A 15368-nucleotide genomic window follows, 5' to 3' on the forward strand; every position below is an offset into this window, starting at 1 on the left:
GATTCGTCATAACTGACGGTTCGTCAAGAACGGCTGTCGGTCAGCCGGCCAGCACCCTCGCCTCAAGGGCCGGGTCGAGGCCGACCCGGGGGCGGTCCGCGCGCTGGGGGGCGGTGCCGCCGATCGAGCGGAGCCAGGCCCAGGTGTCGGCGACCGTCTCCTCGACGGGGCGGCACCGCAGCCCGGTCGCCAGCGCCCTCGTCACGGAGCCGCGGTGCATCGTGTCGTACAGCTCGCCCGGCGGGATCCACACCGGCAGGTGCTGCCAGGGCTCGATCCCGGCGGCCAGGATCGGCTCGGGGTCGGTCCAGCGCGGCACCGCCCGGCCGCCGGTGACCCGTACGCAGGCGTCCACGAGCGAACCCATCGTGGCGTGGCCCTCCGGACTGACCAGGCCGTACGGGCCGCTGAGCCCGGCCTCGGAGGCGTCCAGGATCCACTCCGCCAGGTCGCGGCAGTCGATGTACTGGATCGCGAGATCGCGCGGGCCCGGCGCCAGCATGTCGCCGCCGCGCGCGGTCCGGTCAAGCCACCACGGCAGTCGGCCGATGTTCTCCCACGGGCCGAGGATCAGGCCGGCCCGCACCAACAGGGCCCGGTCCGCGCCGAATTCGCGCATCGCGGCCAGCTCGCCGCCGCGCTTGGCCCGGGCGTAGTCCACCTCGTCCGGGTCGTCGGGGGAGCCCGGCACCACCGGCGCGCTCTCGTCCGCACCGGGCGGCATCGGATGCGGGTGGACCGAGCGGCTCGACACGTACACGTAGTGGCCCGCCCGCCCGGCGAGCAGCGCGGCCGCGTCCCGGACGGCGGCCGGCGCGTGCGACCAGGTGTCCACGACGACGTCCCACTCGCCGTCCGCGAGCGCCGCGAGGCCGCCCTCGGCGGTGCGGTCGCCGTGCAGCGAGGCCACGCCGGCCGGTGGCGCGTGCTGCCCCCGGTGGAAGACCGTCACCTCGTGGCCGCGCCGCAGCGCGCCCTCGGTTACGGCCCGCCCGACGAACTCCGTTCCGCCCAGCATCAGCACTCTCGTGCCGCAACTCTGCCCCGCACGTGGGCAGTTGGGAACGGATGCTTGCTGTGGGCGTAATCGAGCGGTCGGCGCGGCCGAAGGGGCCGACCCCGGGGTCACGGCCGGTAGAGCGCGCCGGGCTGGGGGGTGCCGGGGGCGAGCAGCTGCGGGACGGTCACGAAGGTGTACCCGCGCCTCTTCAGCTCGTCGATGATGCCGGGCACGGCGGGCACGGTGCCGTCGTAGATGTCGTGCAGCAGGATGATGCCGTCCCGCCCGGCCTGGTCCAGGATCCGCTTCCGGATCAGGGCGCTGTCGGTCGTGGCGTAGTCCTTGGCGGTGGCGCTCCACAGCACCTGGGCGAGGCCGAGCTCCTTGGCGACGGCCTTCACCTTGTCGTTGGTGCGGCCCTGCGGCGGGCGCATCAGCGTGGGCTCGTGGCCGGTCAGCTTCTTCACGGCCTGCTGGGTGCGGTCGAGCTCGGAGCGGATCTCGTCCGGCTTCAGCTGGTCGAGGCGCTGGTGCGTCCAGGTGTGGTTGGCGATCTCGTGGCCCTCGGCGGCGGCCCTGCGGACGGTGTCCGGGTAGGTGTCCACGTGCTTCCTGCCGAGCAGGAAGAAGGTGGCGTGCACCTTCTTCTCCTTGAGGATGTCGAGGAGTTGGGGCGTGTGCGGGCCGGGTCCGGCGTCGAAGGTCAGGGCGATGCACTTCGCCTTCGCGCAGTCCACGGCGCCTTGGGGCCCGGCGCCGGCGGCCTTGACCTCGGCGGTGTTGTCGGCCCGGCCGCGCGCCTCCTTGGGCGACGTGGAGTCCTGGCCGCAGCCGGCCAGGGCCAGCGTCAGCGCGGCGGCCGTGACCAGGCCCGCGGCGGCCCGCGTACGTATGGAGCGGGCGGTGTTTTTGAGCATGGCGGTGCTCTCCCCGACGGTGAGTTCGTTGAGAGATCCCCTGCTGAGGATCACTTCGGACTATACGCGAGGTGTATACATCGAGTGCATAGTGGGGTGGAGGGGGCCGATGCCGACGCGGCCCTACGGATGGCGCGGGCTCCGCGTGCGGGTGGGGGGCTCCTCGTGAGGTGGCCCGGGCCATGCGTCACCCGGGGCGGAGGTGGGTGCGGGGCCGGGGTCGGAGCCATGCGTCGCCCGGGTCGGGTGTGGAGGGCGCTGGTGTGTGCCACCCGGGTCGGGCGCGGGGCCGGTGCCGCACACGGCCCGGGTCGGCTGGTGGAGGCGTACGGGCGGAGGTGCGGGCGCCCAGGGATCCGGGCGCCTGGGGGTCAGCTCCCGTCGGGCCAGGGGTCGCCCGCGACCCGGGCGTGCAGATGCTCGTCGTGCCAGCCGTCGGCGTGCAGCAGCGCGCTGCGCATCGTGCCCTCCAGGACGAAACCGGCCCGCTGGGCGACCCGGCACGAGGCCGGGTTGCCCACGGAGTGGGTGATCCTCAGCCGGTGCAGCCCGAGCTCCTCCAGTGCCCACCGGCTGACCCGCACGGTGGCGTCCAGTGCGGCACCGTCGCCGCGGCCGGCCGGGAGGAGCCAGTAGAGGAACTCCGCGCTGCCGCCCCGGAGGTCGAAGTCGCCCAGCCCCATCAGGCCCACGGCCCGGTCGTCCTCGCGCCGCGAGATCGCCCAGATCGCCGCGGCCTCCTCGGTCCAGCGCTGCCCCCAGCGGGCGATCTTCTCGCGGGCCGTACTCGGCGTCAGCTGCTCGACGCGGTTCCACCGCACGATCTCCGGATCCAGGCCGGAGGCCACCAGCACGTCCGCGTCGGTCTCCCGCCAGGGGCGCAGCTCGCGCCCGCCGGGCAGGACGAAGGAGGGCTGCTGCTGCCGGGCCATGCGGCCCGCGGGCACCACGGGAGGTATCGGAGTGATCATCCCCGCATCATGGCAGGCGCCCCCGGGCGTCCTGCGGGAATCCGGCCGACCGGCTCGGCGTTCACCAGCCATGACGGCTTTCGAGGTGTCCCAGGAAGATCTGCTGAAGCTGGTCGGTGAGCAGGGAGGAGGGGTCCTCGTCACCCTGAAACGGGACGGGCGGCCCCAGCTCTCCAACGTGATGCACCACTACTACCCGGCGGAGGGCGTCATCAGGGTGTCGCTCACCGACGACCGGGCCAAGACCAGGAACCTGCGCCGCGATGACCGGGCCAGCTACCACGTGACCAGCGACGACCGCTGGGCGTGGACGGTCGTGGAGGGGACGGCCGAGCTGACGCCGGTCGCCGCCGATCCGCACGACGCGACGGTCGAGGAGCTGATCACGCTCTTCCGGGACGCCCAGGGCGAGCACCCCGACTGGGACGACTTCCGCGCGGCCATGGTCCGCGACCGTCGCCTCGTGCTGCGCCTGAAGGTGGAGCGGGCGTACGGACAGCCGCGCCGGGGCGGATCCTGAGAGCGCTCCCTGCCGGTGCGGAGCCGACCGCCCCCTCACCGGTGCAGGCGTCCTCGCGGCCGTGCGAACGGGACGGCCGCCCATAATGGAAACACCCCGAACCCCAGGAGGTGCCGTGACCGGCGCTGCTTCCCCGCAACCCCTTCGCTCCAGACTCCGCGAGCTGCGGACCGACGCGTTCGGCGCCGACCCGGCGGGGGAGCGGATGGCGCGCATCCGCCGCTCGCCCAACTTCGCGGACGGTGTGTTCCAGAACCCGGAGGGCGCGCGGACCCGGCCCTCGGGCTCGACCCTGGAGTTCGCGAAGCAGTTCTTCGCCAAGGACCAGCGCGCACGCCGCGCGCCCACCGGCACCATCCCGGTCCACCCCACCACCCTCGCGGACATCGCGAAGCCGCCGGCCACCGGGCTGCGGATCACCTGGATGGGGCATTCCAGCGTGCTCGCCGAGATCGACGGGCGGCGGGTGCTCTTCGACCCGGTCTGGGGCGAGCGCTGCTCCCCCTTCGCCTTCGTGGGACCCAAGCGGCTGCACCCCGTCCCGCTGCCGCTGGCCGCGCTCGGCCCGGTCGACGTCGTCGTCATCTCCCACGACCACTACGACCACCTCGACCTGCCCACCATCCGCGACCTCGCCGGAACCGGCACGGTGTTCGCGGTGCCGCTCGGCGTCGGCGCCCATCTGGAGCACTGGGGCGTGCCCGTCGACCGGATCCACGAGCTGGACTGGAACGAGTCCGCGAAGGTCAACGGCATCACCCTCACCGCGACCCCGGCCCGCCACTTCTGCGGCCGCGGCCTGCGCAACCAGCAGCACACGCTCTGGGCGTCCTGGGTGGTGGCCGGGCCCGAGCACCGGATCTACCACAGCGGGGACACGGGCTACTTCGGCGGCTTCCGCGACATCGGCGCGGAACACGGCCCGTTCGACGCGACGATGATCCAGATCGGCGCCTACTCGGAGTTCTGGCCCGACATCCACATGACTCCCGCCGAGGGCCTGCGCGCCCACCTCGACCTCCAGGGCGGCGCCCCGCACGGCGTGGTCATGCCGATCCACTGGGGCACCTTCAACCTGGCCCCGCACGCCTGGGCCGAGCCCGGCGAATGGACCAAGGACGCCGCCGACGAGGCGGGCCAGGCGGCGGCCTTCCCCCGCCCCGGCGAGCCCTTCGAGCCCGCGGGAGCCGTCCCCGCGCAACCGTGGTGGCGCCCCCTGTCCGCCCCCCTCGCCCACCCGTGGCGCACCTCTCCCGACACCTCCCTCACCCCGGTGCCGGTGGGCGAGCTCGACCTGGCGGGGGAGCGCTGAGGTACGGCCCGCGCGCACCTCGGGCTGGGCGAGGAGGCGCTCGACGGCTCCGGCCCGTGCTCGTCTATGACGGAGACTGCGCGTTCTGCACCTCCTGTGTGCGGTTCGTCGAGCGGCGCGTGCGACCGCGCTGCGAGATCACGCCGTGGCAGTTCACGGATCTGGAATCGCTGGGTACGACTCAACAGCGCGCGCGGTACGAGCTGTTGTGGGTCACTCCGGACGGCACGGTCCGTGGTGGGGCGCAGGCCGTCGCCAAGCTCCTGCTGAGCGCGGGCGGCGCATGGGCCGTCCCCGGCGCCCTGCTCACGCTGCCGCCCTTCCGCTGGATCGCCCACGGCCTCTACCGGCTGGTGGCCGACCGCCGCGAACACATGCCGGGCGGCACCCCGGCCTGCGCGGTTCCGGCGGACCGCCGGGATGGACCGTCCTGAGCGGGAACGGAGCCTTGGGCCCGGCAGGCCGACGGCGCCCGGTCTCCTACCAGGGCGGCCGGAATTGCCCTTCAAAGACGATTATTTGACGCGATTCATAGGTCTGCTCAGTATGTTTCGCCGTATGCCCATCACGCGCCCGCGCCCGCCCGCATCCCCGTTCACCCGCTTCCTCAAGTTTCTCGGGGTCAGCGTTCTGGCGGGTGCCCTGGCCGCCGGGATCGCGCTGCCGGTGGCGGGGGCGCTCGGCGTGGGGGCCAAGTCGGCGGCCGAGAGCTTCAACAGCCTGCCCGACGTGTTCAAGACACCTCCGCTCTCCCAGGCGTCCCAGATATACGACGCCGACGGCGGCCTCATCGCCACCGTCTACGACCGCGACCGCACCGTCATACCCGGCGAGCAGATCGCCCCGGTGATGCGCGAGGCGCTGGTCGACATCGAGGACAACCGCTTCTACCAGCACGGAGCCGTGGACCTCCAGGGCGTGCTGCGCGCTCTCAACAAGAACGCGGCCAGCGGCGCCGTGTCCCAGGGCGCCTCCACGCTCACCCAGCAGTACGTGAAGAACGTCTTCGTCGAGCAGGCGGGCAGTGACCAGAAGGCGGTGCTCGAAGCCCAGCGCCAGACCATAGGGCGCAAGATCCAGGAGTTGCGCTACGCGATCGAGCTGGAGCAGACCCTGCCCAAGGAGCAGATCCTCACCAACTACCTGAACATCACGTTCTTCGGCGAGCAGGCCTACGGCATCGAGGCCGCCGCCGAGCGCTACTTCAGCGTGCACGCCAAGGACCTGTCCCTGCCCCAGGCCGCCCTCCTCGCCGGGATCGTCCAGTCGCCGTCCATGTACGACCCGGTCACCAACGCGCGCCTGGCCAAGCAGCGCCGCGACACGGTCCTGAACAAGATGGCCCAGTACGGTTCGATCACCGGCGCACAGGCCCGGCAGGCCATCGCCGTACCGATCAGGCTCAAGGTCAGCAAGCCCCGCCAGGGCTGCATCACCGCCCACCAGGGCGAGGGCTTCTTCTGCGACTACGTACACCGGATCGTCCTGAGCGACCCGGCCTTCGGCAAGACCGCGACCGACCGGCGCGCCCTGTGGAGCAGGGGCGGCCTCCAGATCCACACCACCCTGTCGCCCAAGGCGCAGAAAGCCCTGCAGGATTCGGTCACCTCGCACGCGTACACCACGGACGACGCCGCCGCCGTGATGAGCCTCGTCCAGCCCGGCACCGGCAAGATCGTCGCGATGGGGCAGAGCCGTGACTACGGCCTGGGCGATCACCAGACGGAGATCAACCTCAACGTCGGCACGAACATGGGCGGCGGCCTGGGCTTCCCCACCGGCTCCACGTTCAAGCCGATCGTCGCGGCCGCCGCCCTGGAGAAGGGCACGAGTCCCGGCCAGCAGTACCCGGCTCCGTACTCGATGCCCTGGCCCGCCATGTCGGACTGCGCCGGCAACACCTACCCCGAGAACGGCGAGGTCCACAACGACAGCGAGTCCCTGACCGGGCCCTTCGCCATGCCGGACGCCATGGCCCAGTCCGTCAACACCTACTTCGCCCAGCTGGAGGCCGACACCGGTCTGTGCGACGTGTCGAAGATGGCCAACGCGCTCGGCATCACGGCCCAGGCCGGCGGCACCAAGCTGCAGGTGGTCCCCTCGCTCACGCTCGGCAGCAACGACCTGACCCCGCTGGAGATGGCCAACGTGTACGCGACGTTCGCCAACCACGGCACGTACTGCACCCCGGTCGCCATCAGCGCGGTGACCAAGCCGGACGGCGGGAGCGTCGCGGTGCCGCAGGCCGACTGCCACCAGGTGATGTCCGCGGCGACCGCCGACACCGTCACCACCATGCTGCTCGGCGTCGTGCAGGACGGCACCGGCAAACCCGCCGGGCTCACCGACCGCGACAGCGCGGGCAAGACCGGCACCACCGACGAGAGCAAGCAGGTCTGGTTCGCCGGGTACACCCCCGAACTGGCCGGCGCGGCCGTCGTCAGCGACACCCGCAGCCCGCACGACCTCGACGGCCAGAGCATCGGCGGCAACACCGTCGGCCAGGCCTTCGGCGGCACCCTCGCCGGACCCGTCTGGCGCGACTCCATCGAGGGGGCGCTCGCCGGACAGCCCGCCGGAACGCTCACCACGACCGCCCTGCCCGGGCCCGGCTCCAGCGACTGAGCCCGGCCCGGCCCGGGTAACGGGGCCGCGCCGCCCGAAACGATCGGTCTGTCGTACGAGGCGTCATACCAGAGCGGGACGCTGCGCGGGGAAGTTTGCCAACTGCGCACCGAGGGTGATGGATTGAACACTACGGTGAGTGGTCGACGATCAACGTGGGCCCTACATCAGCCGAGTTGGGCCCACCGCAGTGATCCACGAGACCCCACGCACCGAGGACGCCGATGTCTCACCTCCGCGCACCCGCAGCGCGGCCGGACCGCCGCGAGGGCGGGCGGCACGGCCGCAACACCACCCGGCCGCAGCAGCCCCCCGTCGACGCCGGACGCCCCGCCCCGGGCCGGGCGCCGACGCCCCCCGGGCCGCGCCCGGTACCCGAGTCCCGCATACGCCCGCAGCTGCTGCGCGCTGCCGTGCTGCCCGCCACCGTGGCGGTGCTGTGCGGCGCGGCCGCCGTCGCCTTCACCCTGCACTCCACCGGCCGGCACCCCTCCGTTGGACTCTGGGCCATGCTCGCGGGCTTCGCCGTGCTCGCCCTCGCCGCGCTCGTCGCGGCCGGGATCGGCGCCGACCGGACGGCCAAGACCGTGCTCGGCCGCGCCAACGGACTGCGCCGGGGCAGCGCCCGCTCCGCCGCCGACCTCCGTACGGTCGTGGAGGCTCTGCGGCGTGGAGAGGGCCCGCCCGCGCGTCGCACTCCGGCTCAACTCCCGCCGGGGGCAGATGAGTTCGAGATGCTCGCGCACGAGCTGACCCGTTCTCACGACGCGGCCGTGGTCGCTGTGGTGCAGGCCTCCCAGCTCTCCAGCAGCGTCGGCAACGAACAGAAGGTCGAGGTCTTCGTCAACCTCGCCCGCAGGCTGCAATCCCTGGTCCACCGGGAGATCCAGCTCCTTGACGAGCTGGAGAACGAGGTCGAGGACCCGGAGCTGCTCAAGGGCCTCTTCCACGTCGACCACCTCGCCACCCGCATCCGCCGGCACGCCGAGAACCTCGCCGTGCTCGGCGGCGCCATCTCGCGCCGCCAGTGGTCGCACCCGGTCACCATGACCGAGGTCCTGCGGTCCTCGATCGCCGAGGTCGAGCAGTACCCCCGGGTCAAGCTCGTCCCCCCGATCGACGGCACGCTGCGCGGCCACGCCGTCGCCGACGTCATCCACCTCCTCGCCGAACTCGTCGAGAACGCCACGGTGTTCTCCGCCCCGCACACCCAAGTCCTGCTGCGGGCACAGTTCGTGACGGCGGGTCTGGCCGTCGAGGTCGAGGACCGGGGCCTCGGCATGCCGGTCACCGAGCAGAACAAGATGAACGCGCTGCTCTCCGACCCCGACCAGGTCAATGTCGCCCACCTCCTCCAGGACGGCCGCATCGGCCTGTTCGTGGTCTCCGCGCTCGCCCGCCGGCACGGCATCGCGGTACGCCTCCAGACCAACATCTACGGCGGAGTGCAGGCCGTACTCGTGCTGCCGCAGGGCCTGTTGGGCGCGGAGCCGGAAGGGCTCAACCAGCAGGACCACCCCCAGCAGCAGGATGCGGCGCACACGGACGAGCGCGAGAGCACCGGCCAGATCCCGGTGGTGCGCGCCCCCGAGGTCGCTCGTCCCGTCGAGACGACCGCCCCGCTGCCGGCCCCGGCACCCGCACCCGCCCTCGCTCCCGCCTACCCGGAACCCGTACACCAGGAGCCCCCGCGGCCACAGCCCGTACGCCAGGAGTCCCCGCGGCCACAGCCCGTGCGCCAGGAGTCCCCGCAGCCGGAAGCGCCGCGGCAGGATCCCGGTCACCAAGTTCCCTCCGCCGAGGACCTGTTGACCCCGGCCCGGCCGTACCTGGCCGAGCCGACGACGGCGGGGCGGGGCAATGGGCCGCTGCCGGTGCGCGGGGCGCGCGACGAGCGGCCCAATCCGGCCGCGGCGGCCCCCGGCATCCAGCACGGCACGAGCCCCGAGCCCGCCGAACCCCTGCTGGTCACCGCGCCCAGAGCCCAGAACGGAGCCGTGCGCGGCACCATGGGCCGCCCCGATCTGCCCAGGCGCCGCAGCCAGGAACACCTCGTACCCCAGTTGCGGGACGCGCCCGCACCCCGCAGGAGCGACGAACACGCCCTGCACGACCCGGGGTTGATGGCCGCGTTCCAGCGGGGCATCGGTCTGGCCGAGGCGCAGCAGAGCCACGCAGCACAGTCGACCCACCCCTCCCCCCAGGCGCTCCAGTCGGAAACTGACGCCGAACACTCCAAGGAGTAGATGCACCATGGCGAGCGATGCGCCGACCGGACACGTCTCGGACCTCGACTGGCTGCTGAGCGGACTGGTCCAGCGGGTGCCCTACACCCGCAACGCGGTTCTGCTCTCCTCCGACGGTCTGGTGAAATCCGTCCACGGTCTGGACACCGACAGCGCCGACCACATGGCGGCCCTCGCCTCCGGCCTGTACTCGCTCGGCCGCAGCGCCGGAGCGCGCTTCGGCGACGGAGGCGAGGTCAGGCAGGTCGTGGTGGAACTCGATTCCACCCTGCTCTTCGTGTCGACCGCCGGCTCGGGCACCTGTCTCGCGGTCCTCGCCGGCCGGGAGGCCGACGCGGCGGTCCTCGGCTACGAGATGGCGATGCTCGTCAAGAGCGTACGGCCGTATCTGGTGACACCGGCCCGGCAGGGCGCCGGAACCCCGAGCGGCCTGAGGAGTTGACCGTGGCGGCCCCACAGGACGGGCCTTGGCTCGACGACGCGGCCGGACGGCTGATCCGGCCCTACACAGTGAGCAACGGCCGTACCCGGCCGAGCGCGGCACTGGACCTCCTCTCCCAGATCATGGCCACCGGCACCATTCCCCAGACGCACCTGGGCCCCGAGCACTCGCAGGCACTCGGCCTGTGCAAGGGGCCCACATCGGTGGCGGAGATCTCGGCGCACTTACGGCTGCCGGCCGTCGTCACCAAAGTGCTCCTGTCCGACCTGGTGGACTGCGGGGCGGTGACCGCACGGGCCCCCCGCTTCCATGACACGCCCACCGACCGATCTCTGCTGGAGGCAGTGCTCGATGGCCTACGACGACGGCTTTGACACCCTGCCATCCCTGCCCGACAGGGATGCCGGGGACCCGTTCCCGACCGCGCTGAAGATCCTCGTCGCGGGCGGGTTCGGGGTCGGCAAGACGACCTTTGTCGGAGCGGTCAGCGAGATCGAACCGCTCTCCACCGAGGAGCTGCTCACCACGGTCAGCGCGGCCCACGACAGCCTCGAAGGGATCGAGTCCAAGACCACCACCACGGTCGCCATGGACTTCGGCCGCATCACGCTCGACGACCACCACGTGCTCTATCTGTTCGGCACGCCCGGGCAGGAACGCTTCTGGTTCATGTGGGACGAGCTGTCCGAGGGGGCGCTCGGCGCGGTGATCCTCGCCGACACCCGGCGGCTCGACGAGTGCTTCTGCGCCGTCGACTTCTTCGAGCGTCGGGGCATCGGATTCCTCGTCGCCGTCAACGAGTTCGACGGTTCCTACCGCTACGACCCGGAGGAGGTGCGGGCCGCCATAGACCTCAAGCCCGAGGTCCCCGTCGTGCTCTGCGACGCCCGCATCGGCAGCTCCGGCATCCGGACGCTGGTCACCCTGGTCCAGCATCTGCTCGCCACCATCCCGGCAGCCACCAGCCATGGAGCTTGACTATGACGTACGACCCGACCGGACATCTGCTCCTCACCCCCGTCGACCGGGAGGCACCGGTCCGCGTCCAGCGGCTGCGCCAGCTGGGCATGGGGGAGCGGCCCGACCCGGCCTTCGACGAGTTCGCGCACAAGCTCGCCGAGGTGACCGGGGCACCGTTCTCGATGGTCAACTTCATTGACGAGAACCAGCAGTTCTTCGCCGGTCTGCACACGCCGGACGGCGCTCACAACGGCTCGGACCTGAACGCGGCGGCCGTCTCCGGCGGGGTGAGCCGGATCATGGCGCGCGACCACGGGTACTGCCCGCACGTCGTGGTCCGGCGCAAGGCGCTCGTCCTGGAGGACGTGTGCGACTATCCGCGCTTCGCCGGGAACCCCGTCGTGGACGAGATCGGCATCCGCTCCTACCTCGGGGCGCCGCTCATCGACCGCACCGGCATCGCGCTCGGCACGATCTGCGTGGTGGACACCGAGCCCCGGCCCTGGGGCAGGGCCGGTCTCGAGACGATCAAGTCGATGGCGGCGGAGCTGATCGAGCAGATCCACCGGCGCGAGGACGGCCGGTTCTGAGCCGTCCTCGCGGAACGCCCGCCGTCAGCGGGCCGTGGCCAGTTCCCGCATGCGCAGCAGATCGGAGAGCCGCTGCGACCACTGGCCCTTCGCCGTGCCGAGCGCCACCTCGGCCAGCCGCAGGAGCTGTACGTCGGAGGTGCCGGCCGGGGCGAAGATGTGGTGGGCGTCGCGCAGATACCGCTCGATCGGGCGGTCGGTGAACAGTCCGGCCGCCGCATGGATCTCCATGGCGTTGCGGGCCGAGTCGAGCGCCGACTCCACATTGACGACCTTGGCGTTCATGAGCTCGGCGTCGCACGGCAGCCCCTGATCGAGCAGCTGGACCGCGTGGTAGGCGACGAGCCGGGCTGTCATCACCCGGGACTGCAACTGTCCCAACTTGATTTTGATGTTCGGGAGTTCGTGCAGGGGCTTGCCGTAGCGGATGCGTTCCGTGCAGAACCTGGTGGTCTCCTCCAGGATCGCCTGGTGGATGCCGAGCGACACGGCGGTGAGGTTGGCCCGCCCGTACAGCACGCTCGAGGAGTACGCGACGGCGAGCCCGTCCCCCTCCTCGCCGAGCCGATTGGCCGCCGGCACCCGGCAGTTGTCGAAGCGGACCTCCCCGAAGCTGAACCCGTGCAGCCCCATCGACTCCCGGTGCTCGCCCAGCGAGAAGCCGGGGCGGTCGGACTCCACGAGGAAGGCCGAGAGGCCCTTGGAGCCCGGTCCGGTGCGCAGGACCACCCCATGGAGATCGCCCACATGGCTGTTGCCCACATAGACCTTTCGGCCATTGAGTACGTAGTCGTCGCCGTCACGCACCGCGCTCGCGGCCATGCCCAGCACATGCCCGCCCGACTCGGGCTCGGTGACCGCGATCGTCGGCAGGCACGCGCCCGCCGAGACGGCCGGCAGCCAGCTCTTCTTCTGTTCCTCGCTGCCGAAGTGCACGATCTTGGCGACGCCGAGCTGGGAGGCCTGGACCATGGCCCCCATCGCGCCGCTCACCCGGGACAGCTCCTCGATGATGATGGTCTTTCCGAGGTGCCCCACGCCCATCCCGCCGTACGCGGGGCTGACGGTGGCCCCTATCCAGCCCTGCCGGGCGATGAGCCGCGACAGCTCGTGCTGGACGGTGCGGGCCGCCTCCATCTCGGCTATCCGGGGTCGTACCTCGCGTTCCGCGAAGTGCCTTACGTCTTCCCTGAGTTGTTGGTGCAGCCGGCTGTTGAAGTATCCGTCCATCCCGCGAGCCCTCCTCCGCGAAACGCCTGCCGTGGGAGGCCCCGGCAGGTGGTGCATCGGCAGTGGTCCCGTCCCGAAGAGGCCGACCTCCTCATGCTGTGAAGCGACTTCGACTCCTGCACCGTCCTCGGTCAACTATGGCCAGAATAAGGCGAGTTGACGGTTGGATGGCGATGTGTTGTGTGCGCCCCGGCCTGTTCGGTCCCAGTCGATTGCATCCCCTTCACACAACTTTCTGCCACATGACAACGGCAAAGGTTTCGTGGGCAAGTGGCACTGAGGGCCAGGAAGCGGAATCAGATGAGCACGGTCATGACATCTGAGGACAACCGCAGAACCGATTCGGCTTCGACTTCGACGAAATCTGCCTCCTTTTCACACGTGTGGGTGATGGCGCGCGGGCCGCGCCACCCCGCCGACCAGCACTTTCCGATGCCTGGGGTGGCGTCGGGTGGCGGATCGGACGGCCACGGGACGGGGTGGCGCCGGGGGTGAAGCCGTCGCCCGGCCCCGCGCGGAACGTGCGCGGCCTCCGCGATCACGGCGCTGACCTGGGGGTTCTCCGTGCGGGTCGCGCCGTGCCGGGGTCTGCCGACGGTGGCGGAGTGCGCCACTCCACCCGGCGTCACGTGGGCCTCCGCCTCGGGTGGCCGGCCGGCGCGGTGCGCGACGAGCCGGGCGGAACGAGCGCCATGATTCACAACTTCCGCCTTCCACAAGGGAGTCGGCCGCCTTGGCAAGAGACAGTGGGGCCATTTCCTCGCGGCGGCGGTTGCGTCCGGGGAGGGCGTGTTGGGGTACGGATCGGCGTGAACGGCTCATTCAGGTGGTGCGGGGCGCGCAGGGGAGCGCGAGATCCGGAACCGACCGCCTGGCCTGCGGCGCCGGGATGGCACCACTACCGCCCGGACCAGGCCCGATGGGATTTGGCCACGCCCACGAAGGCGGCACGCGAGGTGCCCCGGTTGCTCCTGCGGCGCTGGGGGGCGGCGCGATGGGCCGGGGTGTGGGGAAGTGGTGAGGAATCCGGCCAGGGGGTGGGGCGCGGCGGGGCTGCCCGATGGTGGGCGGGGTGGACGTTCAGCCCGGGGCCGCCCGACAGGGCATCGGCGTCCAGGCCGGCCCGGACTTCGTGGTTCGCTCGGGGCCGCCCGGCCCAGGAGTTTCGCCGGCTGCGACGATGCCCCTGCCTGACCCGCCCGCATCGAGAACACCGCGCGGCGTGCTCCAGGACGACAGGGCCCCGGCCGACGCGGCCTCCGCTGCCCGGGCGGCCCGACCGTCGTCCACGCCAACACCGCCCGACGAGAAGGAAGTTGACATGACCGACCTCCGTATCGGCGTCATTGGATACGGGCTGCGCGGCAGCATCGCGCGCACCGCACACCGGCCCGGCCGCGGCTCCGTAGTCGCCGCCGTCGCGGACCCCGACCCCGAGGCGCGCGCGGCGGCGGCCGCCGCCTTCCCGGGGGCGCTCGTCCTGGCCGACCACCGCGAGGTCATCGACGCGGCCGAACTCGACGCCGTGCTCGTCCTCACCCCCGACCACACCCACGCCGACCTCGCTCGCGCCGCCCTGGTCGCCGGGAAGCCGGTCTTCGTCGAGAAGCCCCTGGACATCACGGTCGAGCGCTGCGACGAGATCCTGCGCACGGCACGCGAGACCGGTACGCGCCTCTACGTGGGCCACAACATGCGCCACATGCCCGTCGTCCGGATGATGCGCGACCTGATCGCGCGCGGAGCCATCGGCACGGTCAAGACGGTGTGGGTGCGCCACTTCGTGGGCTACGGCGGCGACTGGTACTTCAAGGACTGGCACGCCGAGCGCCGCTACACCACCGGCCTCCTGCTCCAGAAGGCCGCGCACGACATCGACGTACTGCACTGGCTGTCCGGCGGTTACACGCGTGACGTCCAGGCCATGGGCGATCTGATGGTGTACGGCGACAACCCGCACCGCCGCTCGCCCGGCGAACCCAAGGCCGAGGACTGGTACACCAAGGACGGCCACTGGCCGCCGCACACCCAGCGCGCGCTCAACCCGGTGATCGACGTCGAGGACGTATCGCTGCTCAACATGCGCCTCGACAACGGTGTCCTCGCCTCCTACCAGCAGTGCCACTTCACCCCGGACTACTGGCGCAACTACACGGTCATCGGTGACGCGGGCCGTCTGGAGAACTTCGGCGACGGCCCCGGCGGCCAGGTCAAGGTCTGGAACTCCCGGCGCTCCGAATACCGCGCCGAGCCCGACGAGACGTACGCCGTCCCCGACGCCCAGGAGGACGAGGGGCACGCCGGGGCGGACCCGTTGATCATCGACGAGTTCCTGCGCTTCGTACGGGACGGGGGCGTCACCGACACCTCGCCGGTCGCCGCCCGGATGGCGGTCGCGGCGGGCTGCGAGGCCACGGCCTCGCTACGGTCCGGCGGAGTCCCGCGCCAGGTGCCCCCGCTCGACCCCGACCTCGCGGCGTACTTCGAGCGGGGCCAGCGCTAGGGCCTGTCCGGCGGATCTTGTCTGGGATGGGGGGGGCTGGCATGCCCATCTG

14 protein-coding genes are annotated in these 15368 nt (G+C 71.7%); 10 read left to right on the top strand and 4 right to left on the bottom strand.

What is annotated here, in order from left to right; translation table 11 throughout:
• Positions 1-40: 40 nt before the first annotated feature.
• From ACFYZA_RS22900 to ACFYZA_RS22910, 3 genes are all read right to left on the bottom strand, one after another.
• The gene (locus ACFYZA_RS22900; RefSeq protein ID WP_388492424.1) at positions 41-1018 is read right to left on the bottom strand and encodes an NAD-dependent epimerase/dehydratase family protein; all 978 of its coding nucleotides are present in this window, start codon (positions 1016-1018) and stop codon (positions 41-43) included.
• Between the two features lie 107 nt (positions 1019-1125).
• Positions 1126-1917, bottom strand: a complete 792-nt coding sequence (locus ACFYZA_RS22905) for a polysaccharide deacetylase family protein (RefSeq protein WP_388492426.1) — start codon at positions 1915-1917, stop codon at positions 1126-1128.
• Between the two features lie 371 nt (positions 1918-2288).
• Positions 2289-2888: a GNAT family N-acetyltransferase gene (locus ACFYZA_RS22910; RefSeq protein ID WP_382586026.1), complete on the bottom strand. Its 600-nt coding sequence runs from the start codon at positions 2886-2888 to the stop codon at positions 2289-2291.
• Positions 2889-2958: 70 nt separating this feature from the next.
• Between ACFYZA_RS22910 and ACFYZA_RS22915 the strand changes: the two genes are divergently transcribed.
• The 9 genes from ACFYZA_RS22915 to ACFYZA_RS22955 all read left to right on the top strand — a co-directional run bounded on the left by ACFYZA_RS22915 (position 2959) and on the right by ACFYZA_RS22955 (position 11583).
• Complete coding sequence (locus tag ACFYZA_RS22915; RefSeq protein WP_382586029.1) at positions 2959-3408, top strand: PPOX class F420-dependent oxidoreductase; 450 nt, start codon at positions 2959-2961, stop codon at positions 3406-3408.
• Between the two features lie 85 nt (positions 3409-3493).
• Positions 3494-4720, top strand: a complete 1227-nt coding sequence (locus ACFYZA_RS22920) for an MBL fold metallo-hydrolase (protein WP_388492428.1) — start codon at positions 3494-3496, stop codon at positions 4718-4720.
• Positions 4721-4776: 56 nt separating this feature from the next.
• Complete coding sequence (locus tag ACFYZA_RS22925; RefSeq protein ID WP_388492430.1) at positions 4777-5154, top strand: thiol-disulfide oxidoreductase DCC family protein; 378 nt, start codon at positions 4777-4779, stop codon at positions 5152-5154.
• 124 nt (positions 5155-5278) lie between these two features.
• Positions 5279-7345 carry a transglycosylase domain-containing protein gene (locus ACFYZA_RS22930; RefSeq protein WP_388492431.1) on the top strand — a complete coding sequence of 689 codons (2067 nt, stop codon included), beginning with the start codon at positions 5279-5281 and terminating at the stop codon, positions 7343-7345.
• A 224-nt stretch (positions 7346-7569) separates the two neighbouring features.
• A complete protein-coding gene (locus ACFYZA_RS22935; RefSeq protein ID WP_388492433.1) occupies positions 7570-9591 on the top strand; it encodes an ATP-binding protein in 2022 nt (673 codons plus the stop codon).
• A 7-nt stretch (positions 9592-9598) separates the two neighbouring features.
• The gene (locus ACFYZA_RS22940) at positions 9599-10033 is read left to right on the top strand and encodes a roadblock/LC7 domain-containing protein (protein ID WP_053730984.1); all 435 of its coding nucleotides are present in this window, start codon (positions 9599-9601) and stop codon (positions 10031-10033) included.
• A 2-nt stretch (positions 10034-10035) separates the two neighbouring features.
• Positions 10036-10407, top strand: coding sequence for a DUF742 domain-containing protein (locus tag ACFYZA_RS22945; protein ID WP_382586046.1), 372 nt, complete (start codon positions 10036-10038; stop codon positions 10405-10407).
• Complete coding sequence (locus ACFYZA_RS22950) at positions 10385-11011, top strand: ATP/GTP-binding protein (protein WP_382586049.1); 627 nt, start codon at positions 10385-10387, stop codon at positions 11009-11011. Before ACFYZA_RS22945 ends, ACFYZA_RS22950 begins: the two co-directional genes overlap by 23 nt.
• Before the next feature lie 2 nt (positions 11012-11013).
• Complete coding sequence (locus tag ACFYZA_RS22955; RefSeq protein WP_382586052.1) at positions 11014-11583, top strand: GAF domain-containing protein; 570 nt, start codon at positions 11014-11016, stop codon at positions 11581-11583.
• Between the two features lie 24 nt (positions 11584-11607).
• On the opposite strand, the gene ACFYZA_RS22960 is transcribed toward ACFYZA_RS22955, so the two are convergent.
• Positions 11608-12813: an acyl-CoA dehydrogenase family protein gene (locus ACFYZA_RS22960; RefSeq protein WP_382586056.1), complete on the bottom strand. Its 1206-nt coding sequence runs from the start codon at positions 12811-12813 to the stop codon at positions 11608-11610.
• A gap of 1321 nt (positions 12814-14134) precedes the next feature.
• On the opposite strand from ACFYZA_RS22960, the gene ACFYZA_RS22965 reads away from it, so the two are divergent.
• Positions 14135-15316: a Gfo/Idh/MocA family protein gene (locus ACFYZA_RS22965; protein WP_388492434.1), complete on the top strand. Its 1182-nt coding sequence runs from the start codon at positions 14135-14137 to the stop codon at positions 15314-15316.
• The last annotated feature ends 52 nt before the right edge of the window (positions 15317-15368 follow it).

Origin of the sequence: Streptomyces sp. NPDC001828, assembly GCF_042892175.1 — a bacterium.
Lineage (GTDB): Bacteria > Actinomycetota > Actinomycetes > Streptomycetales > Streptomycetaceae > Streptomyces.